Origin of the sequence: Enterobacter sp. A8 (genome assembly GCF_004296595.1) — a bacterium.
In the GTDB taxonomy this organism is placed as follows: domain Bacteria; phylum Pseudomonadota; class Gammaproteobacteria; order Enterobacterales; family Enterobacteriaceae; genus Enterobacter; species Enterobacter cloacae.
On sequence record NZ_SCMF01000002.1, the window covers coordinates 226,204 to 247,803 of the forward strand.

A 21,600-nucleotide genomic window follows, 5' to 3' on the forward strand; every position below is an offset into this window, starting at 1 on the left:
AAACAGATATTAGCTACCCCAGTGGCTAATATCTGTTATTGCTTTATTACGGTGTCACTATGCGAAAATATCTTCTGGCCTCCTCTTTTTTATTTATTGCTTCCGTTGCCCATGCGGGTATTACCATTGGCGGCACGCGCGTGGTCTACCCAGAAAGTAAAAAAGAATCCTCTATTGGGATCACCAACCCGGACAATCTCGATTATCTGGTGCAGTCATGGGTCGAGACGGAAGATAACGCACGTGAGAAAGCGCCGTTTCTGATCACGCCGCCGCTGTTTCGCCTTGATGCGAAGCAAGAGAACGTTCTGCGCATCATCAGAACCGGGGGAAACTTACCTGCCGATCGCGAATCGCTGTTCTGGTTGAATATTAAATCCATCCCCTCTTCTGCGCGCAATGAGAGCGTTAATACGCTGCAGATTGCGATTAAAACCCGCATTAAGCTGCTTTATCGTCCGTCAGGTATTACCGGAAAACCGGAAGATGTCGCCACGCAATTATCCTGGCACACCCGGGGAAACCAGCTGATTGTCGAAAACCCCACGCCGTTTTATATGAATTTCCAGGAAATAACGCTCGACGGTAAAAAGGTCGATAAAGCCACCTATGCTGGCCCAAAAAGTGAAACCCATTTCGCGACACCCGGAAATATTACAGCACACACCGTGAGCTGGAAAATCATCAATGATTATGGCGGTATTAGCCAGTCCTATAGCGCACAGATTAAATAACGTCTGGAATAGCAAAAATTATTATGAGCTGGGACTACTCCACCGAACCACCCAAACAGCACGGACGCTCAATGCTTATTGCATTGGGCTGCACGCTGTTGGGTGTGTGTGTGCAAAAAGTGCTGGCCGATGATTATTTCAACCCGGCGCTACTGGATATTGATAACCCAGGCCAGGGTAAAACCGACCTCAGTATTTATGAGATTGGTCCCGGTCAGGCTCCCGGTAAATATCACGTTGACGTTTACGTCAACAATAATAAAGTGGCAAGCAAAGAGATTGAGTTCACGCTGAAGAAAGACGCCAGCGGTAAATCAACCCTGCAGCCGTGTCTTAGCGCCGCCCAGCTAAAAAGCTTCGGTATTAATATCGAAAAATTCGGGCAGGACGATAAGGCGCAGTGTATTGACCTGAGCGTGATCCCCTCCGCCAGCGCAACGTTTCATGTTAATCCGCAGCAGTTGCTGTTAAGCATTCCCCAGACCGCAATTACTCAGGTACCGCGTGATTACGTCGACCCGCAGGAATATGACGAGGGAATTAACGCCCTGCTGCTCAATTACAGCTTCACCGCCGGGAACAACCGCGGCAAAGGTGAAAACGGTAGCGATCAGCGCAGCGAGTTTCTTAACCTGCGTCCGGGTCTTAACCTCGGGGCGTGGCGTTTTCGTAACTACTCCACATGGAGCAAAACCAGCGGTAACGGTGACGCAGAGAGCCAATTTTCTTCGGTCTATACCTACGCCCAGCGCGATATTATCGCCCTTGGCGGGAACGTCACATTCGGCCAAAGCTCTTCCCCTTCCGACGTGTTTGACAGCATCTCTTACACCGGGGCGCAGATCGCCTCGGATGACGACATGCTCCCGGACAGCATGAAGGGCTTTGCGCCGGTGATCCGCGGTACGGCGCACAGTAACGCCCAGGTTATCGTTCGCCAGAATGGTTACGTCATTTACCAGAACTATGTCGCTCCCGGCGCGTTCGAGATCAACGATCTCTACCCCACCGGCGGAAGCGGCGATTTGAACGTCACCGTAAAAGAGACGGACGGCAGCGAACAGCATTTTGTGGTGCCTTATGCGTCAGTGCCGGTGTTGCAGCGTGAAGGCCGCTTTAAATACAGCCTCACCGCGGGGCGCTATCGCAGCTATGATAACGACGTCGAAAAAACTCCGTTTATGCAGGGTACGGCAATCTACGGCTTGCCTTACGGCTTTACGGTCTACGGCGGCGTGCAGGCAAGCCAGTATTACGATGCGCTGGCGCTGGGGGTCGGCAAGAATATCGGCGATCTCGGGGCCTTTTCGGTGGATGTCACCGACGCCAAATCAGAGATGCAGGATCAGGACCCCACTCGTGGGCGCTCCTGGCGCATCCGCTACAGCAAAGATTTCGCCACCACCGGTACCCATTTTTCCATTGCTGGCTATCGCTATAACAGCAAGGGGTTCTACACCCTGCAGGACACGCTGGATTCCCATACCCGTAATGACGACTGGGAAACGCCGGACACGCGCCGCAGCCGCGAGGAGGCGACTGTCGACCAGTCCCTGGGCGGGGCGTTTGGTTCCCTGACGTTAAGCCTGGTCAAAGAGAACTACTGGAATTCAAGCCAGGGGATGACCTCACTGAACCTCGGCTACAACAACTCCTGGCACGGCATCAGCTACGGTCTCAGTTACGGACTGGATAAAAACACGCGTGACAGCGGGGATGATAATAATGAGAAAACCAGCGAGCAGACGATCGCATTTAACGTCTCCGTTCCGCTCGATCGCTGGCTCAGCAACACCTGGGTGAACTACAACCTGAACAGCACGAAGCACGAAACAACCCAAAGCGTAGGTCTGAACGGCACGGCGCTGGCCGGTAATAACCTCAGTTGGGGGGTTCAGCAGGGCCATAGTCAGAGCAGTGGTGACAGCACCAGTCTGAATGCCGATTATAAAGGCACCTACGGCGAAGTGAGCGCCGGGTATTCCCAGGATAACCAGCAACAACAACTCAATGTCGGTCTTCAGGGCAGCATGATCGCCCATGCGCATGGCATCACCCTTGGTCAGCCGATGGGTGAGACCGCTGCGCTGATCGAAGCGCCGGGCGCAGACGACACCAACGTCACCAATCAGACAGGCATTAACACCGATTTTCGCGGCTATGCCATTGTGCCGTACGTTTCGCCATACCGTCACAACACCCTCGCGCTGAACACCGAAACCTTGCCGGAAAATGCCGATATCGACCAGGCCGCCAAAACGGTGACACCAACGCGCGGCGCCATCGTGCGAGCACATTATGAAACCCACGTAGGCAGTCGGGTGTTGATGACACTAAAACGCGCGGATGGTCGCCCGATCCCCTTTGGCGCAACGGCATCTCAGGCCCATCAGGACGGTGAATTTATCGTAGGCGACGGCGGGCAGGTGTACCTCACCGGTATGCACGAGACAGGTACGGTTAACGTCAGCTGGGGGAAAACCGCCGACAGCCATTGCACGGCAACTTATCACCTGCCCACCAAAGCCGACGGCCCTGTTCTTAACGTTACGGCGCAGTGTGTATGACCCTTCCCGAGGAAAAAATGAACATGTGTAGATATGTCTTCGCACTGCTGGTTTTACTCACGAGCGCGTGTCTGGTGCCGCATGCCCAGGCGGCAACCTCCTGTGACAGCGCCGATCTGCCTTATACCCTTGATGCGGGCACGCTTTCTGTACCCACAACACTCGATATTGGCGGCGTCATCCCGGGTTCGGCAAAGACCCATACCGTTAACGGCAGCTGTACCGGCACGATGACGAATCACACCCTTATTTCCTGCTATTACGGAACGGGAACGGAAGTGCCTGGCATGCCGGGCGTGTATACCACCAATGTTGACGGCATCGGCATTGAGCTTCTGAACAGCAGCGGGCAGATCGTTCGCGGCAAAGGGTACTCATGCGATACAACCGCCACGCCCATTGGGACGGTCAGCAGCGACAGCGGACAAACATTTTCTTTCAGCTACACCCAGCGGTTAATCAAAACGGCATCACATATCGGTAGCGGTACCCTTTCGCTCGCGCAGGATCCCTATGGATTCGGGGTTTTTAACTCTGTGGGGATTTCTGGTGCACGTAATACCAGCCACTATTCCGCCACGGTCAGCGAAAGAACGGCGACCTGTTCTATTGATCCGTTAAATCTGACGGTGACCCTCGGCAATTTCCCGGTGTCGCAATTTACCCACGTGGGCAGCTATACGGCCTGGAAGTATTTCAACATCACCGCCACCTGTACCGAAGAGGTCAATCTTACGGCCTCGGTAACCAGTGCAAATGGCATCAACAGCCAGTATGCAGATGTCCTGAACCTGACGCCCGGCAGCGACAGCGCCACGGGCGTGGGGGTGAGAATGCTGCTTGACGGTGTCGATCTTAAATACGACTACCCAATCCCGGTGGGTGGAAGAGCCGAGCCAGGCGTTCCGGATGTGATCCCCTTCGCGGTGCAGTATTACCAGACGGATGCCAGCGTCACGGCGGGGAAAGCCAATACGATTGCCACCATCGATCTTGAATACCAGTAACGGAGCGAAGATGAAAACGTTATCCCTTTTGCTCGCTCTGACGAGCCTCTCTGCGGGCGCGACCGACGTCACGCTCAATATCGAAGGGAATATTTACGACACCACCTGCCAGGTAGACAGCGCCAGCCAGAACATGGTGGTGGATCTGGGACAGGCCGTCGCCAGTGATTTTAAGGATATCGGCGACACCGGCCCGTGGAAAAACTTCGATTTAAAGCTCACCAATTGTCCGCCCACCCTGACGGTTGCCACCATCAGCGTTGACGGCCCCCGCGATACGGACCACCCCTTTAAATTCGCCAATAGTGGCACCGCCAAAGGGGTGGCATTAGAGCTGGCCGATCGTCTGGATTACATCGTGCTTGCCCCCGAAGCCCGCTTTAGCGTGGTGATTGACGCCGGTACCCACACCGCCGATTTTCCCATGGCGGCACGCTATTACGCTACCGCCCTGCCTGTGACGGCGGGTACCTTCAACAGCGTTGTTCAGGCCACCTTTACTTACCAGTAGGACCGCGCCCCTTAGCACGGATGCTTTTCCGACGCCCGGCAGTCTGTTTTGCCGGGCGTTTTTTTATTTCAGGCACCTCCGGCTGTTCTATCGGGAACACCGGCAGGGCATTCAGCAGGCGCTGACCATAGTTTTTGGTGAGCAGACGCTTGTCGTAGATCACCACTTCGCCCCAGCAGCCGTGGCTACGAATCAGACGACCCACCTGCTGAATCAGGTTAAACGACGCCGCCGGAAGACTTTGTACCTCAAACGGATAGCGGTTGAGGCTTTTCAGCCATTCTCCTTCGGTGATCACCACCGGGCTGTCGATGGGTGGGAAGGCGATTTTATGAATATGCACCTGGGTCAGATAGTCGCCCTTCAGATCCAGACCTTCCGCAAAAGACTGTAACCCCACCAGCACGCTGCGCTCGCCGTTATCGATGCGCTGGCGGTGGAGCTCTACCAGCCGATAGCGCGGCTGATCGCCCTGCACCAGCAGCAGTAAACGCAGATCGGTAACATGTTCCAGAAAGCGCTGCATGGCGCGTCCGCTGGCAAACAGCACCAGCATGCCGGGGTATTTTTTACTCTCCAGCTGTTCGCGGAAATAGGCGGCCATTTCGGCAATATGCTGCTCTTCGTTATCGATAAGCGGCTCATAGCGCATACGCGGGATCACCAGCTTGCCCTGCTCGCAGTGGTTAAACGGCGAGTCCAGCGCCACGAAACGGTCCCCCGTTTTTTCTTTCAGGCCGCTCATCTCCTGCAGCCGCGAGAAGCTGTTCAGGGAACGCAAGGTCGCTGACGTTACCACCACGTGCGGCACGCTGCGCCAGATCAGCTTTTCCAGCTGATCGGCCACGCGAATGCCCACGCAGTGGAAAAAGAGGTGCACCTGCCCGTCTCTCACTTCGCGGGTGGCCCATTTGGTGACCGGCGCGCCGGACGCCTGCGCCATTGAGGCCAGCCGCCAGAGTTTGCTTTGCGCTTCAAACATGCCCAGCGCACGGTTCATTTGCAGCAGAATACGGTGCAAACGCACCACGTCATGGGTGCCGGTCTTTTCACTGAGATCGTTTAAGAACATCTCGGCCAGGCCGCGCAGCTTTTCCAGATGCTTCGCCAGCTGCTGGCAAATCTCCATCACCTCGTCCGGCAGCTCCCCCATGGCAAAACGGTGCTCTGCCTCCTGAGTCGCCGGGAGATACAGATTCAGAATGTTGTTCAGGGATGCGATAAGGCCGTAGACCTCGTCACAGTGTTCGCTCAGACGCTCGGGCACCGCCAGCGGCGGCGTAGTTTTAGGACGGAACTGCTCCATGCAGGTGGCCACCAGCTTGCAGAACAGATCGAGCTGCAGGCGGAACCACGGGGCCGTGATTTCAGCACTCATCTCCAGCGCATCCCGGGCTACGTCAGGCAAATGGTGGCCTTCATCAAGCACCAGCAGCAGGTTTTTCGGCTCCGGCAGCACCGCCTCGCTCTCCAGCGCCGCCATCACCAGCGCATGATTGGCGACCACCACTTCCGCTTCCTGGATCTCCCGCCGGGCGACAAAAAACGGGCACTCGCGGTAGTAGTGACAGTTACGGTTGAGGCAGCTGGCTTTATCGGTGCTGAGCCTGCGCCATAAATCATCGCCGATGGCCTGGCTGGTGTGATCGCGCAAACCGTCCCACCTGTAGCTGTCGAGATCGGCTTTCAGCTTCGCGCACTGTTCCTGCTCCGCCTTGTTGTTTGGCGTCAGTTCGTCATCAAGAAACGCCAGCAGATCCTGCTGGGTGGGCTCACTGCTGGCGAGCGCCGCCAGGTTACGCGGGCAGACATAACGTCCGCGGCCAAAGGCGGCGGTAAAACGCAGCTCGGGGATAATTTTGCGCAGCAGCGGCAGGTCTTTGCTGAAGATCTGATCCTGTAGCGCCACGTTAGCGGTGCTGACCACCAGCGTCTTTTGTTCTTCCCGCGCAATAGCGATGCCCGGGATTAAATAAGAGAGGGTTTTACCGACCCCGGTTGGTGCTTCAATCGCCAGATGTCGCCCGTCGTCACCGGCGAGCGTTTTTGCCACATCGGCAATCATCTGCCGCTGTGGTGCCCGGGGGATAAAGTCGGGGATCTGCTGCTGGAGTGCCTTATACCAGGCACCAATCTGCGCTTTCAGCGCCGCGGTTAAAGCCATCGGAAAACCTGAAATACTGTATAAACAGCCACTATTGTGGCACTTTATTTTCGTCGCCGCAAAAAGAAAAGCCCGGCTTTACGGCCGGGCTTCCAGATTACTGTGGGTTAGCCGGTTTACGCGGACGGCGACGGCGCTGCCCTTCTCCTGCCGGTTTCCCTTCGCCGTCGCGGCGAGGCGGTTTATTGCCCGACTTAGGCGCACCGCCTTCGGCACGGCGTGGCTGCTGCTGACCACGGCCGCCGCCCTGACCGCGTCCACCGCCGCCACGCTGCTGGCGACCATTCTGAATTGGCTCCGCTTTAATGGACGGATCCACTTCGTACCCCGGCGTTTCAATACGCGGGATCTCTTTCTTCAGCAGACGTTCGATATCGCGCAGCAGTTTGTGTTCATCCACGCAGACCAGCGAGAGCGCTTCGCCAGTGGCCGCCGCACGACCGGTACGGCCGATACGGTGAACATAGTCTTCCGGCACGTTTGGCAGCTCGTAGTTCACCACGTGCGGCAGCTCTTCAATGTCCAGACCACGGGCAGCGATGTCGGTGGCCACCAGCACGCGGATATCACCGGATTTAAAGTCCGCCAGCGCACGGGTACGCGCCCCCTGGCTCTTGTTACCGTGGATAGCCGCACTGCGAATACCGTCTTTGTTCAGCTGTTCCGCCAGGTGGTTTGCACCGTGCTTGGTACGGGTAAAGACCAGCACCTGCTGCCAGTTACCCTGACCAATCATCTGGGAGAGCAGTTCCCGCTTACGCTTTTTATCAACGAAGTGCACGTGCTGGGTCACCTGCTCAGAGGCGGTGTTGCGGCGCGCCACTTCAACTTCCAGCGGGTTATGCAGCAACTTTTCAGCCAGCGCTTTAATCTCGTCGGAGAAGGTCGCGGAGAACAGCAGGTTCTGACGGCGCGGCGGGAGCTTAGCCAGCACGCGGCGAATATCGTGGATAAAGCCCATGTCGAGCATGCGGTCGGCTTCGTCCAGCACCAGAATTTCGACGTTATCTAGCTTCACGGCGTTCTGATGTTCCAGATCCAGCAGACGGCCCGGCGTTGCCACCAGCACGTCCACGCCGCCGCGCAGTTTCATCATCTGTGGGTTAATGCTCACACCGCCGAAAACCACCAGCGAACGAATGTTGAGATAGCGGCTGTAATCACGCACGTTCTCGCCAATCTGCGCCGCCAGCTCGCGGGTTGGGGTGAGGATCAGCGCACGAACCGGGCGACGCCCCTTCGCGTGCGGCTGATTTTTTACCAGCAGCTCTAACAGTGGCAGGGTGAAGCCTGCGGTTTTACCGGTCCCGGTCTGGGCACTGGCCATCAGGTCACGGCCCTGCAGAACGGCAGGGATCGCCTGCTGCTGGATTGGGGTTGGCTCAACGTAGCCCTGCTCTGCGATCGCGCGCAGAATTTCCGGGTTCAGGCCAAGGGAATCAAAAGACATAAAAACTCCGAACCGCCCCGACCATCACAGGTGTAGTTTTCAGGGAGATATAACGAATAGGGGAGGACAAAAACCACAATGTCGCGAAGGGGCGGAGTGTAGCAGCTTTTGTGACGTGGCGCATAAAATATCCCTCCACCTTCCCTCGACGATTTCGCTAATCAGGCATAATCTTAATCAATCGATTGATTAATTTTTAATGCCGCTATGAATACAACCCCGACAACCTCTAAAGGCGAACAGGCCAAAAGCCAGCTTATTGCTGCCGCGCTGGCGCAGTTTGGTGAGTATGGCTTACACGCCACCACCCGGGATATCGCGGCGCAGGCCGGGCAAAACATTGCGGCTATCCCCTACTATTTTGGCTCAAAAGAGGATTTATACCGCGCCTGTGCCCAGTGGATCGCCGATTTTATTGGCACGCAATTTCACCCGCACGTGGAGGAAGCCACCGCGCTGCTCAGCCAGCCGTCGCCCGATCGTGACGCCATCCGCCAGCTGATCCTCAACGCCTGTCACAACATGATCCGCCTGCTGACGCACGACGACACGCTGAACCTGAGTCGATTTATCTCCCGTGAACAGCTCTTCCCCACTGCCGCCTACCAGCTGGTGCATGAGCAGGTGATTGCCCCGATGCACACGCACCTGACCCGGCTGATCGCGGCCTATACCGGGCAAAACGCCAACGATACCGCTACGATTTTGCATACCCACGCCCTGCTGGGTGAGATTCTGGCCTTCCGTCTGGGCCGAGAAACGATTCTGTTACGCACCGGCTGGACACAATTTGATGAGGATAAAGCCGCGCAGATTAGCCAGGTTATCACCTGTCATCTGGATCTGATCCTGCAAGGCTTAACGCAAAGGAGCCTGAAGTCATGAAAAAACCTGTCGCCATCATTCTGGTGGTTGTTGTTTTGCTTGCCGCAGGCGTCGGTGGCTGGCTGTGGTATCAAAGCCATCAGGATCGCGGCCTGACGCTGTACGGTAACGTTGATATTCGCACCGTAAACATGAGCTTCCGCGTCGGGGGGCGGCTGGCGTCGCTTAACGTGGATGAGGGCGACACCATCAAAACCGGGCAGACGCTGGGGATGCTTGATAAAGCGCCCTACGAGAACGCGCTGATGCAGGCAAAAGCCGGCGTTTCCGTCGCCCAGGCGCAATATGATCTGATGCTGGCCGGTTATCGTGACGAAGAGATTGCCCAGGCTGCTGCCGCAGTCAAACAGGCGCAGGCGGCCTATGACTATGCGCAGAATTTCTATGCCCGCCAGCAGGGGCTGTGGAAAAGCCGCACTATTTCGGCCAACGATCTGGAAAACGCCCGTTCATCACGCGATCAGGCTCAGGCAACGCTGAAATCCGCACAGGACAAACTGAGTCAGTACCACACCGGTAACCGCCCGCAGGATATCGCCCAGGCCAAAGCCAGCCTTGAACAGGCGCAGGCCCAGCTGGCCCAGGCGGAACTCGATCTGCACGACACCACGCTGGTGGCACCGTCTGATGGCACGCTGATGACCCGCGCCGTGGAGCCCGGCAGCATGCTCAACGCCGGAAGCACCGTTTTAACCCTGTCGCTCACCCGTCCGGTATGGGTGCGCGCCTACATTGATGAACCAAACCTCGGCCAGATGCAGCCGGGTCGCGAACTGTTGCTCTATACCGACGGCCGTCCCGATAAGCCGTATCACGGCAAAGTGGGCTTTGTTTCACCCACCGCTGAGTTCACGCCAAAAACGGTGGAAACGCCGGATCTGCGTACCGACCTGGTGTATCGCCTGCGCATTATCGTCACCGATGCGGACGACGCGCTGCGCCAGGGCATGCCAGTCACCGTAAAAGTGAACAGCGGGGAACGACATGAATGACGCGGTTATCCGGCTCGACAATCTGGTCAAACGCTTCGCGGGCATGGAAAAACCGGCCGTCGCGCCGCTGAACTGTACCATCCAGAAAGGCTATGTGACCGGGCTGGTTGGCCCGGATGGCGCAGGCAAAACCACGTTGATGCGGATGCTGGCAGGCCTGCTTAAGCCCGATGAAGGGGCGGCCAGCGTGCTCGGGCTCGATCCGATTAAAGATGACGGTGCACTCCACGCCATGCTCGGCTATATGCCGCAGAAGTTTGGTCTCTATGAAGACCTGACGGTGATGGAAAACCTTAATCTGTACGCCGATCTGCGTAGCGTGACCGGTGAAACCCGTCAGCAGACTTTCGCCCGTCTGCTGTCCTTCACCTCCCTCGGTCCCTTCACCGATCGTCTGGCGGGCAAGCTCTCCGGCGGGATGAAGCAAAAGCTGGGGCTGGCCTGTACCCTGGTCGGCGAGCCGAAAGTGCTGCTGCTGGATGAGCCCGGCGTGGGCGTGGACCCCATTTCACGCCGCGAGCTGTGGCAGATGGTGCACGAGCTGGCCGGTGACGGAATGCTGATCCTCTGGAGCACCTCCTATCTGGATGAAGCCGAGCAGTGTCGCGATGTGCTGCTGATGAACGAAGGCGAGCTGCTTTATCAGGGAGAACCGACGAAGCTGACCCAAAGCATGGCCGGACGCAGTTTCCTGATGCACAGCCCGCAGGAGTCGAACCGCAAACTGCTGCAACGGGTGCTGAAGCTGCCCCAGGTCAGCGACGGGATGATTCAGGGCCGTTCGGTGCGCGTGATCCTGACCAAAGAGGCGACCGAAGCGGATATTCGTCACGCGCCGGGCATGCCTGACATTGAGATGGAAGAGACGGCTCCCCGCTTTGAAGACGCGTTTATCGATCTGCTGGGCGGTGCGGGTACTTCGGAATCGCCGCTCGGGGCGATCCTGCACACGGTAGAAGGTACGCCGGGTGAGACGGTGATCGAAGCCAAATCCCTGACCAAAAAATTCGGTGATTTCGCCGCCACCGATAACGTCAATTTCGCGGTGAAGCGCGGTGAAATTTTTGGCCTGCTCGGGCCAAACGGCGCGGGGAAATCCACCACCTTTAAGATGATGTGTGGCCTGCTGGTGCCTACGTCCGGCAAAGCGCTGGTACTGGATATGGATTTGAAAGTCAGCTCCGGCAAGGCGCGCCAGCATCTGGGGTATATGGCGCAGAAGTTCTCGCTGTACGGCAACCTGACGGTCGAGCAGAACCTGCGCTTTTTCTCCGGCGTTTACGGCCTGCGAGGGCGCGCCCAGGACGAGAAAATCCACCGCATGAGCGAGGCGTTTGGCCTGACAGCTATCGCTTCCCACGCCACGGATGAGTTGCCCCTGGGCTTCAAACAGCGGCTGGCGCTGGCCTGCTCGCTGATGCACGAGCCCGATATTCTGTTTCTGGATGAACCCACGTCAGGTGTTGATCCCCTCACCCGCCGCGAGTTCTGGCTGCACATCAACAGTATGGTGGAGAAAGGGGTAACGGTGATGGTAACCACCCACTTTATGGACGAGGCGGAGTATTGCGATCGCATCGGGCTGGTCTATCGCGGCAAGCTGATTGCCCACGGCACGCCGGATGACCTGAAAGCCCAGGCCGCAGACGACGAGGTGCCGGACCCGACCATGGAGCAGGCGTTTATCACCCTCATCCACGACTGGGATAAGGAGAATGCCGATGCGCAATAACGCGATTTCCTGGCGCCGGGTGCGCGCGCTGTGCATCAAAGAGACGCGTCAGATCGTGCGTGACCCCAGCAGCTGGCTGATTGCGGTGGTTATCCCGCTTCTGCTGCTGTTTATCTTCGGCTATGGGATCAACCTCGACTCCAGCAAGCTGCGGGTCGGGATATTACTGGAGCAGCAGAGCGAAGAGGCGCTGGATTTCACCCACGCCATGACCGGCTCGCCCTACATTGACGCCACCATCAGCGACAACCGGCAAGCGCTTATTCAGAAGATGCAGGCCGGGAAAATCCGCGGTCTGGTGGTGATCCCGGTCGATTTTGCCACCAACATGGCGCGGGCAGATACCGCTGCACCGATCCAGGTGATCACTGACGGCAGCGAGCCGAATACCGCCAACTTTGTCCAGGGCTACGTGGAGGGGATCTGGCAGCTCTGGCAGATGCAGCGCGCCGAAGACCGGGGCGAAACGTTCGAACCGCTGATCGACATACAGATGCGCTACTGGTTTAACCCTGCCGCCATCAGCCAGCATTTTATTATCCCGGGTGCGGTCACCATCATTATGACGGTGATTGGCGCAATCCTGACCTCGCTGGTGATTGCCCGCGAGTGGGAGCGCGGCACCATGGAGGCGCTGCTTTCAACCGAAGTGACGCGCCTTGAGCTGCTGCTGTGTAAGCTTATCCCCTACTACTTCCTCGGCATGCTGGCGATGCTGCTCTGTATGCTGGTCTCGGTGTTTATCCTCGGGGTGCCGTACCGCGGCTCACTGGTGCTGCTCTTTTTCATTACCAGCCTCTTCCTGCTGAGCACGTTGGGCATGGGGCTGCTCATCTCCACCGTCACCCGCAACCAGTTTAACGCCGCGCAGGTGGCGCTGAACGCCGCCTTTTTACCGTCGATTATGCTGTCCGGGTTTATCTTCCAGATAGACAGCATGCCCGCGGTGATCCGTGCCGTGACCTACATAATTCCGGCGCGCTATTTCGTCAGCACGCTGCAAAGCCTGTTCCTGGCGGGGAATATTCCGGGAGTGCTGATTATCAATACCCTGTTTTTGCTGGCGTCGGCGGCGATGTTTATTGGGCTGACGTGGATGAAAACCAAACGGCGTCTGGATTAAGGAGCGAACATGTTTCACCGTTTATGGACGTTAATACGCAAAGAGCTGCAATCGCTGCTGCGCGAGCCGCAAACCCGCGCCATTCTGGTGTTGCCGGTGCTCATCCAGGTGTTTCTGTTCCCTTTTGCCGCCACGCTTGAGGTGACCAACGCCACCATCGCGATTTACAACGAAGACAACGGTAAACATTCCGTCGAGCTGACCCAGCGCTTTGCCCGGGCGAAGGCTTTTACCCATATCCTGCTGCTGAAAAGCCCACAGGCGATCCAGCCCACCATCGATACCCAGAAAGCGCTGCTGCTGGTGCGTTTTCCGGCTGATTTTTCCCGCAATCTGGACACCTTCCAGCCCGCGCCCATGCAGTTGATCCTCGACGGGCGTAACTCCAACAGCGCGCAGATTGCCGCGAATTATCTGCAACAGGTGGTGAAGGATTATCAGCAGGAGTTGATGGAGGGGAAACCGAAGCCCAACAACAGCGAGCTGGTGGTACGTAACTGGTACAACCCAAACCTGGACTACAAATGGTTTGTGGTGCCGTCGCTGATCGCCATGATCACCACCATTGGGGTGATGATCGTCACCTCCCTGTCCGTCGCCCGCGAACGCGAGCAAGGTACGCTCGATCAGCTGCTGGTCTCCCCGCTGGCGACCTGGCAAATCTTCGTCGGTAAAGCGGTTCCCGCCCTGATTGTTGCCACGTTCCAGGCCACCATCGTGCTGGGCGTGGGGATCTGGGCCTACCAGATCCCGTTCGCCGGGTCGCTGGCGCTGTTCTACTTCACGATGCTGATCTACGGGCTGTCGCTGGTCGGGTTTGGCCTGCTGATTTCCGCGCTCTGCTCCACGCAGCAGCAGGCGTTTATTGGCGTGTTTGTCTTTATGATGCCGGCCATCCTGCTCTCCGGGTATGTTTCGCCGGTTGAGAATATGCCGGTGTGGTTACAGGATCTGACGTGGATAAACCCGATTCGTCACTTTACGGATATCACCAAGCAAATTTATCTGAAGGATGCGAGTCTGGATATTATCTGGGGAAGTTTGTGGCCGCTACTGGTCATAGCGGCCACGACGGGGTCAGTGGCGTACGCGATGTTTAGACGCAACATTGCGTAGCTTTTTCTCTTTGGCCAGCAAAGAGACCACCGCAGGCCCTGCAAGAATGGCCAGACCGGCCAGCGCCAGCAGCAGGTTGTTTTGCAGCACGCGGGACAGCAGCCACAGCACAATCATTGCGGCACCAAAGTACCAGGTGGTGGTGAGCTCTTCGAGCACATCACCCACCTCGCGCCAGCGCGCTTCATGATGGCGCTGCAGGAACAACATCGACAGCACGGTGACGCCATAGAGGACGCATAGTCCTAAGCCAACACGCACCAGCGTGCCGCTCATCCAGCCCATCACCAGTACGGCCACGACCAGTAAATGCAACATTATCTGCCAGCAACTTAGACCCGTTGCGACACGAACACGTTGTTGCCACTTCATGGCTTCTCTCCTGAAGGATTTTTCTCTGCCTAATCAGACTACCGCACTTTACGGAAAATTCCGTAACACCGCATCTTTTTGTGACGACGACTACACTTTATTTTCATTGGGATAGTCACTCAGGAAGGAGCTTATGACCAAAAAAATGCAGCATTTCTCGCTTAAAGTGCTGACGATAAACATTCATAAAGGCTTCACAGCATTTAATCGCCGCTTCATTTTACCGGAGCTGCGCGACGCGGTTCGCACCGTCAGCGCGGACATTGTCTGCCTGCAGGAAGTGATGGGCGCGCACGAGGTCCATCCGATGCACTTCGAAAACTGGCCCGACACGCCCCACTACGAATTTCTGGCCGACACCATGTGGAGTGATTACGCTTACGGCCGCAATGCGGTCTATCCTGAAGGACATCACGGAAATGCGGTGCTGTCGCGTTATCCCATTGAACATTACGAGAACCGGGACGTCTCCGTCGGCGAAAGCGAAAAGCGTGGGCTGCTGTATTGCCGTATCGCCCCGCCGGATCTCGATTTTCCGGTGCACGTTGGCTGTGTGCATCTCGGTCTGCGGGAAGCGCATCGCCAGGCACAGCTGCAGATGCTGGCCGAGTGGACTAACGCCCTGCCCGAAGGAGAGCCAGTGGTCATTGCCGGGGATTTCAACGACTGGCGGCAGCGGGCTAACCACCCTCTGAAAGTGGAGGCCGGGCTGGAGGAAATTTTCACCCGCGCGCACGGCAGACCTGCGCGCACGTTTCCGGTGCGCTTCCCGTTGCTGAGGCTTGACCGCATTTATGTGAAAAACGCCCATGCCAGCAGCCCGACCGCGCTGGCGTTGCTTAACTGGCGCCACCTTTCCGACCATGCCCCGCTGAGCGCGGAGATCCACTTATGAAATGTACCTGGCAGGAAGGCAACCGGATCACGCTGCTGGTCAACGGGGACGAATATTACCCCGCCGTTTTTGATGCGATAGACCACGCGCAGCATAAAGTGATCCTCGAGACCTTTATCTGGTTTGAAGATGATGTGGGCAAACAGTTGCACAGCGTGCTGCTGCGCGCCGCCCAGCGCGGCGTCAAAATTGAAGCGCTGCTGGATGGCTATGGCTCGCCCGATCTTAGCGATGCGTTCGTGAATAAGCTCACTGCCGCAGGCGTTGTGTTCCGCTACTACGATCCCGGCCCTCGCCTGTTCGGCATGCGTACCAATCTCTTTCGCCGGATGCACCGCAAAATCGTCGTCGTTGATGAGACGGTGGCGTTTGTCGGTGGCATTAACTACTCCGCCGAGCATATGTCTGACTACGGCCCGGAGGCCAAGCAGGATTACGCCATCCGCATCGAAGGGCCTGTGGTTCAGGACATTTTGCTGTTTGAACTGGAAAACTTACCCGGCAAAGAGGCCGCCCGACGCTGGTGGAAGCGCCGCCATCGTCCGGAAGAGAACCGGAAGCCCGGCGAAGCGCAGGCGCTGTTCGTCTGGCGGGATAACGGCGAGCACCGGGACGATATTGAGCGCCACTACCTGAAAATGCTGGCGAATGCCAAACGCGAAGTGATCATCGCCAACGCCTACTTCTTCCCGGGCTACCGGCTGCTGCACGCCATGCGCAGTGCTGCCCGACGCGGCGTCCGCGTGAAGCTGATTGTGCAGGGCGAGCCGGATATGCCCATCGTCAAAGTCGGCGCGCGGCTGCTCTATAACTACCTGCTCAAAGGCGGAGTGCAGATCTACGAATACCGTCGCCGACCGCTGCACGGCAAAGTCGCGCTGATGGACGATCACTGGGCGACCGTCGGCTCCAGTAACCTCGATCCGCTGAGCCTGTCGCTTAACCTGGAAGCGAACCTGATCATTCACGATCGCCAGTTTAACCAGACCCTGCGGGATAACCTGCAGGGTCTGATCGTCAACGACTGCGTGCGCGTGGACGAGTCCATGGTGCCAAAACGCACCTGGTGGAATCTGGGGATCAGCGTAGTGGTGTTCCACTTCCTGCGCCATTTCCCGGCGATGGTGGGCTGGCTGCCGGCGCATACCCCAAAACTTGCGCTGGTGGATCCGCCTGTTCAACCCGAGATGGAAACCCAGGACCGCATTGAGGCGGAAGATGGAGGGAAAACCTGATGTCTAAATCGCATCCACGCTGGCGAATGGCGAAAAAGATCCTGACCTGGCTGTTTTTTATTGCCGTTGCGGTGCTGCTGGTGGTTTACGCGCAAAAGGTGGATTGGGAAGAGGTGTGGAAAGTCATCCGCAACTACAACCGGATGGTGCTGCTGGGAGCGGTTGGGCTGGTGATTGTGAGCTATCTGATGTACGGCTGCTATGACCTGCTGGGCCGCGCCTACTGCGGCCACAAGCTGGCAAAACGCCAGGTCATGCTGGTGTCGTTTATCTGCTACGCCTTTAACCTGACGCTCAGCACCTGGGTCGGGGGGATTGGCATGCGCTATCGCCTGTACTCGCGCCTGGGACTGCCCGGTGGGACCATCACGCGTATATTTTCGCTGAGCATTACCACCAACTGGCTGGGTTATATTCTGCTGGGTGGGGTGATCTTTACCATCGGCGTGGTGCAGTTGCCCGCACACTGGTATATCGATGAAGCCACGCTGCGGATTTTAGGTTTCGCGCTCCTGCTCATTATCGCCCTGTATCTCTGGGCCTGCGCCTTTGCCAGACGCCGCCATATGACCATCAAAGGGCAAAAGCTGGTTTTACCTTCATGGAAATTTGCCGTGCTGCAGATGGCGGTCTCCAGCGCCAACTGGATGGCGATGGGGGCAATTATCTGGCTGCTCATTGGCGAAGATGTGAATTATTTCTTCGTGCTGGGGGTGCTGCTGGTGAGCAGTATTGCCGGGGTGATCGTACATATTCCGGCCGGGATTGGGGTGCTGGAAGCGGTATTTATCGCCCTGCTTGCCGGAGAACATGTTTCTCATGGGACGATTATCGCCGCCCTGCTCGCCTACCGCATGCTCTATTACTTCCTGCCGCTGGCACTGGCCACGGTCTGTTATCTGGTGCTTGAGAGCCGGGCGAAGAAGCTAAGAGCGAAGAACGAGAAGGCGATGGCAAAATAGGCGCAGCGGTCTGATGCCCTCACCCCGGCCCTCTCCCACAGGGAGAGGGAGAAAAACCGCACCGTTAGGGTGAGGGGCAGTATTTAACGACGGTTGCCGAAAATACGCAGCAGCATCAGGAACAGGTTGATGAAGTCCAGATACAGCGTCAGGGCACCCAGAATTGAGTATTTACGCAGGTTGGAACTGTCACGCACGTCAATCTGCTCACCGATGTTTTTCAGCTTCTGGGTGTCGTAGGCGGTTAAGCCAACGAAGATCACCACCCCGATATAGGTCACCGCCCACATCAGCGCGTCGCTCTTCAGCCACAGGTTCACCAGCGACGCCAGCACAATCCCGATCAGCCCCATGAACAGCATGTTGCCAAGACCGCTGAGGTCACGTTTGGTGGTGTAACCGTACAGGCTCATCACACCAAACATCCCGCCGGTGACCACAAAGGTGCTGGCGATGGAGGAGTAGGTATAGACGATGAAAATGCTGGAAAGCGTCAGCCCCGTCAGTGCCGAATAGAGCATAAACAGGGTGGTCGCCATCCCGGCACTCAGCTTCTGTACCAGACCGGAGAGCACAAACACCAGTGCCAGTTGCGCAATGATCAGCCCAAAGAAGGTGATTTTGCTGGAAAAGATAAACATCATCAGTTCAGGGGTATTGGCCGCATACCACGCGATAAATGCGGTAAGCAGTAAGCCCACCGTCATCCAGCCATAAACCTGAGCCATATACGTCTGCAGGCCACTACGGGTCTGCTGTACTATCGAATCGGAACGCGGAAATCGGTCCATGATTCACTCCTGATTAAGTAGACACACACGTTAAGACTAACACATCCACATAAACCTGTTACCAACGGCTGGCGGCCTGTTTGTCGCTGTCGCGCGATTCAACCCACCGCTCCCCCTCCGGCGTCGCTTCACGTTTCCAGAACGGGGCTTTGGTTTTCAGGTAATCCATGATGAACTCCCCGGCAGCAAACGCGCTGCCGCGATGGGCGCTGGTCACCCCCACGAAAACGATCTCCTCGCCCGGCCACATCTCACCGATGCGGTGGATAACCGTCACACGCCCGAGCGGCCAGCGGCCTCGCGCCTCTTCGACGATCGCAGCCAGAGATTTCTCGGTCATGCCCGGATAGTGTTCCAGCGTCAGCGCTTTTACGCTGTCGCCAAGGTTGTGGTTACGCACTTTACCGGTGAAGGTCACAACAGCACCGTCTTCATCGCGCTCTGCCAGCCAGTGATATTCCGTACCGACGTTAAAGCGCTCAGGGCTAACCAGAATTCGCGTATCAACCATCTTAACCCCCCGTCACCGGTGGGAAGAAGGCCACTTCATCACCTGCCGCCAGCGGATGGGTAAACTCCACCAGCGTCTGGTTGACGGCGGCCAGCAGCTTCCCTTCATCCAGCGCCAGCGCCCAACGGTCGCTTTGCGCCGCCAGATGCGCACGCAGTGCGGCAACGTCTTTAAACGTCGCCTCCAGCGTCAGGCTGTCGGTATTCACCAGTTCACGCACCTGGGCAAAAAAGAGCACCTTAATCATGGCTGTCCACCTTAAAATCACCGGATTTGCCGCCGCTTTTCGCCAGCAGACGAACCGGGCCAATCACCATATCTTTCTGCACCGCTTTGCACATATCGTAGATAGTCAGCGCGGCAACGGACGCCGCCGTCAGCGCTTCCATCTCCACGCCCGTTTTACCGGTTAAACGACACAGCGATTCGATGCGCACGCGGTTGTGCTCTGGCTGGGCCTGAAGATTGACCTCCACCTTGCTGAGCATCAGCGGGTGGCAGAGCGGAATTAAGTCCCAGGTGCGTTTCGCCGCTTGGATCCCGGCGATGCGGGCAGTGGCAAAGACATCACCCTTATGGTGGCTGCCGTCGATAATCATCGCCAGGGTGTCTGGCAGCATGGTAACGAACGCTTCGGCACGCGCCTCGCGGACCGTTTCGGCCTTGGCAGAAACGTCCACCATATGCGCTTCGCCAGCGGCGTTAATGTGGGTCAGTTGCGACATAGCTTATTTCTTTAAATGGGGATGAAAATTACACGGACGGGTACGGGCATCCAGCTGCGGGGCGATAATGTTGTCCCACGCGGTGCGGCAGGCTTTGGTCGAGCCCGGCATGGCGAATATCAGTGTGTTGTTCGCCATGCCCGCCACCGCACGTGACTGCAGCGTCGAGGTACCAATCTCTTCAAACGACAGCATGCGAAACACTTCGCCGAAGCCTTCTACCTCGCGGTCGAACAGCGGGATAAGCGCCTCTGGCGCCTGGTCGCCTGCGGTAAAACCGGTGCCGCCGGTGATCAACACCACCTGCACTTCATCGCTGGCAATCCACTGGGAGACCTGCGCGCGTATGGCATAGCGGTTCTCTTTGACGATCGCTTTATCAACGATCTTATGCCCGGCGTCATGGGCGGCTTCGCGCAGCCAGTGGCCGGAGGTGTCATCCTCTTCGCCACGACGGTCGGAAACGGTAAGGATGGCAATACGTGTCGGGATAAATTCCGCGCTGACCTGACTCATCTTCTGGTTCCTTCTTAAGCCTGATTACCCGCCAATGTATGACAGGTTCTGAGTAATGCCGGTGTTGCCCTGATGCAGGAAGTGGGTCTGTTTTTTATGCGTCAGCGCCTCAGAAATACGCGCTTCCAGCGCGGTCTGTTGCGCATCGTCTTCCAGCAGATCGCGAAGGTTAACGCCGCCATCCCCGAACAGACAGAGATGCAGTTTGCCCACCGAGGAGACGCGCAGGCGGTTACAGCTGGCGCAGAAATCTTTCTCGTAAGGCATGATAAGTCCAATCTCCCCTTCGTAATCCGGGTGACAAAAGACCTGCGCCGGGCCGTCGCTGCGCTGGCGGATCTGGTGGATCCAGCCGCGTTTAAGCAGCTCATCGCGCAACACCATGCCGGAGATATGGTGGCGGCGGAACAGCTCGCTGCCCTCGCCCGTCTCCATGAGTTCAATAAACCGCAGTTGAATGGGGCGGGATTTGATCCACGCCAGGAAGGTGTCCAGCTGATGATGGTTTACATCACGCATCAGTACGGTGTTGACTTTGACCTTATCGAACCCGGCGGTAAACGCGGCATCAATACCGTCCATCACCTGCTGGAATTTATCCTGCCCGGTAATGGCATGAAACTGACGGGCATCCAGGCTGTCCACGCTGACGTTAATGGCCGTTAAGCCCGCATCACGCCAGGTTGCGACATCGCGCGCCATGCGGTAGCCATTGGTGGTCACCGCAATCTGACGGATGTGTTCGTTTTCACGCACGGCGGCAATAATGTCGGGGAAGTCACGGCGCAGCGAAGGTTCTCCGCCGGTCAGACGCACTTTTTCCGTGCCGAGTGCCGAGAACGCGCGCGTAACGCGGCGAACTTCATCCACGGAGAGAAAGCCGTTATTGGTGACACTGCCCGGTTTGTAGCCGTCGGGCAGACAGTAGGTGCAACGGAAGTTGCACACATCGGTAATCGACAGACGTAAGTAGTAAAACTTACGCGCGAAAGCATCAGTAAGTTGTGAAGCCATGTACACCTTTCCAGATACGGGAGGCACAGTCATTTCTTTCTGTACCCTGGTGGCATAGTTGCCACGGCCAGGGCGCCATATCTTTCGACACAGGCACCAGGGCTAGAGTGTATGTTTTCAAATTTGAAAACGTGGTTATGGCGATAGTAGCGCGTAAATCACCCTTTCGCCATTATCGCTTAACGCTATATAAACATGTATATAGCGACCTGATCGTGCATTTTCGTTACAGAATACGCCAAAACAGCAGATTCGCATTGATATACGTCATTTTGCCCTGGCTGAGGCATCGTCTTTT

Annotated in this window: 21 protein-coding genes and 1 riboswitch; of the genes, 12 read left to right on the top strand and 9 right to left on the bottom strand. The window is 57.1% G+C overall.

Going from position 1 to position 21,600, the window contains the following annotated elements; genetic code table 11:
* Positions 1-59: 59 nt before the first annotated feature.
* The 4 genes from EQV24_RS09105 (at position 60) to EQV24_RS09120 (ending at position 4,819) form a co-directional block, all read left to right on the top strand.
* Entirely contained in the window at positions 60-734 is a 675-nt protein-coding gene (locus EQV24_RS09105; protein ID WP_020684993.1) for a molecular chaperone, read from the top strand.
* 71 nt (positions 735-805) lie between these two features.
* Positions 806-3,301 (top strand): fimbria/pilus outer membrane usher protein, encoded by a 2,496-nt coding sequence (locus EQV24_RS09110; RefSeq protein ID WP_130626486.1) that lies wholly within the window; start codon positions 806-808, stop codon positions 3,299-3,301.
* A 23-nt stretch (positions 3,302-3,324) separates the two neighbouring features.
* Positions 3,325-4,308 carry a fimbrial protein gene (locus EQV24_RS09115; protein WP_013097476.1) on the top strand — a complete coding sequence of 328 codons (984 nt, stop codon included), beginning with the start codon at positions 3,325-3,327 and terminating at the stop codon, positions 4,306-4,308.
* Positions 4,309-4,318: 10 nt separating this feature from the next.
* On the top strand, positions 4,319-4,819 hold the full coding sequence (locus EQV24_RS09120) for a fimbrial protein (protein WP_038984985.1): 501 nt from the start codon (positions 4,319-4,321) through the stop codon (positions 4,817-4,819).
* Here the strand turns inward: EQV24_RS09120 and dinG are convergent.
* The gene (gene dinG / locus EQV24_RS09125; RefSeq protein ID WP_047352104.1) at positions 4,806-6,983 is read right to left on the bottom strand and encodes an ATP-dependent DNA helicase DinG; all 2,178 of its coding nucleotides are present in this window, start codon (positions 6,981-6,983) and stop codon (positions 4,806-4,808) included. The genes EQV24_RS09120 and dinG overlap by 14 nt on opposite strands.
* A gap of 97 nt (positions 6,984-7,080) precedes the next feature.
* On the bottom strand, positions 7,081-8,433 hold the full coding sequence (gene rhlE / locus EQV24_RS09130) for an ATP-dependent RNA helicase RhlE (protein WP_038418948.1): 1,353 nt from the start codon (positions 8,431-8,433) through the stop codon (positions 7,081-7,083).
* Positions 8,434-8,640: 207 nt separating this feature from the next.
* Between rhlE and cecR the strand changes: the two genes are divergently transcribed.
* The 5 genes from cecR to EQV24_RS09155 are packed head-to-tail and all read left to right on the top strand — an operon-like array spanning position 8,641 to position 14,281.
* A complete protein-coding gene (cecR, locus tag EQV24_RS09135; protein WP_130626487.1) occupies positions 8,641-9,318 on the top strand; it encodes a transcriptional regulator CecR in 678 nt (225 codons plus the stop codon).
* The gene (gene hlyD / locus EQV24_RS09140) at positions 9,315-10,310 is read left to right on the top strand and encodes a secretion protein HlyD (RefSeq protein WP_013097481.1); all 996 of its coding nucleotides are present in this window, start codon (positions 9,315-9,317) and stop codon (positions 10,308-10,310) included. The genes cecR and hlyD overlap by 4 nt, the downstream gene beginning before the upstream one ends.
* The gene (locus EQV24_RS09145; RefSeq protein WP_013097482.1) at positions 10,303-12,042 is read left to right on the top strand and encodes an ATP-binding cassette domain-containing protein; all 1,740 of its coding nucleotides are present in this window, start codon (positions 10,303-10,305) and stop codon (positions 12,040-12,042) included. The genes hlyD and EQV24_RS09145 overlap by 8 nt, the downstream gene beginning before the upstream one ends.
* Entirely contained in the window at positions 12,032-13,165 is a 1,134-nt protein-coding gene (locus EQV24_RS09150; RefSeq protein WP_130626488.1) for an ABC transporter permease, read from the top strand. The genes EQV24_RS09145 and EQV24_RS09150 overlap by 11 nt, the downstream gene beginning before the upstream one ends.
* 9 nt (positions 13,166-13,174) lie before the next feature.
* Positions 13,175-14,281 carry an ABC transporter permease gene (locus tag EQV24_RS09155; protein WP_038984991.1) on the top strand — a complete coding sequence of 369 codons (1,107 nt, stop codon included), beginning with the start codon at positions 13,175-13,177 and terminating at the stop codon, positions 14,279-14,281.
* Here EQV24_RS09155 and EQV24_RS09160 read toward each other — a convergent pair.
* Entirely contained in the window at positions 14,243-14,653 is a 411-nt protein-coding gene (locus EQV24_RS09160; RefSeq protein ID WP_014831155.1) for a YbhQ family protein, read from the bottom strand. The two genes, EQV24_RS09155 and EQV24_RS09160, sit on opposite strands and share 39 nt — an antisense overlap.
* Positions 14,654-14,786: 133 nt before the next feature.
* Here EQV24_RS09160 and EQV24_RS09165 point away from each other — a divergent pair, with 133 nt between their 5' ends.
* The 3 genes from EQV24_RS09165 to EQV24_RS09175 are packed head-to-tail and all read left to right on the top strand — an operon-like array spanning position 14,787 to position 17,745.
* Positions 14,787-15,548: an endonuclease/exonuclease/phosphatase family protein gene (locus EQV24_RS09165; RefSeq protein ID WP_013097486.1), complete on the top strand. Its 762-nt coding sequence runs from the start codon at positions 14,787-14,789 to the stop codon at positions 15,546-15,548.
* Complete coding sequence (gene clsB, locus EQV24_RS09170; protein ID WP_130626489.1) at positions 15,545-16,783, top strand: cardiolipin synthase ClsB; 1,239 nt, start codon at positions 15,545-15,547, stop codon at positions 16,781-16,783. The genes EQV24_RS09165 and clsB overlap by 4 nt, the downstream gene beginning before the upstream one ends.
* Positions 16,783-17,745, top strand: coding sequence for a YbhN family protein (locus EQV24_RS09175; RefSeq protein ID WP_013097488.1), 963 nt, complete (start codon positions 16,783-16,785; stop codon positions 17,743-17,745). Before clsB ends, EQV24_RS09175 begins: the two co-directional genes overlap by 1 nt.
* 83 nt (positions 17,746-17,828) lie before the next feature.
* Here EQV24_RS09175 and EQV24_RS09180 read toward each other — a convergent pair whose 3' ends face one another.
* The 6 genes from EQV24_RS09180 to moaA all read right to left on the bottom strand — a co-directional run bounded on the left by EQV24_RS09180 (position 17,829) and on the right by moaA (position 21,302).
* Positions 17,829-18,536, bottom strand: a complete 708-nt coding sequence (locus EQV24_RS09180) for a Bax inhibitor-1/YccA family protein (protein WP_014831151.1) — start codon at positions 18,534-18,536, stop codon at positions 17,829-17,831.
* A 58-nt stretch (positions 18,537-18,594) separates the two neighbouring features.
* Entirely contained in the window at positions 18,595-19,047 is a 453-nt protein-coding gene (moaE, locus tag EQV24_RS09185) for a molybdopterin synthase catalytic subunit MoaE (protein ID WP_038984995.1), read from the bottom strand.
* A 1-nt stretch (position 19,048) separates the two neighbouring features.
* Positions 19,049-19,294 carry a molybdopterin synthase sulfur carrier subunit gene (moaD, locus tag EQV24_RS09190; RefSeq protein WP_013097491.1) on the bottom strand — a complete coding sequence of 82 codons (246 nt, stop codon included), beginning with the start codon at positions 19,292-19,294 and terminating at the stop codon, positions 19,049-19,051.
* A complete protein-coding gene (gene moaC, locus EQV24_RS09195) occupies positions 19,287-19,772 on the bottom strand; it encodes a cyclic pyranopterin monophosphate synthase MoaC (RefSeq protein WP_013097492.1) in 486 nt (161 codons plus the stop codon). The genes moaD and moaC overlap by 8 nt, the downstream gene beginning before the upstream one ends.
* A gap of 3 nt (positions 19,773-19,775) precedes the next feature.
* Positions 19,776-20,288, bottom strand: a complete 513-nt coding sequence (gene moaB, locus EQV24_RS09200) for a molybdenum cofactor biosynthesis protein B (protein WP_013097493.1) — start codon at positions 20,286-20,288, stop codon at positions 19,776-19,778.
* A 24-nt stretch (positions 20,289-20,312) separates the two neighbouring features.
* A complete protein-coding gene (gene moaA / locus EQV24_RS09205; protein WP_038984999.1) occupies positions 20,313-21,302 on the bottom strand; it encodes a GTP 3',8-cyclase MoaA in 990 nt (329 codons plus the stop codon).
* Positions 21,290-21,424, bottom strand: a riboswitch (molybdenum cofactor riboswitch). (Overlaps the previous gene by 13 nt.)
* Positions 21,425-21,600: the final 176 nt, after the last annotated feature.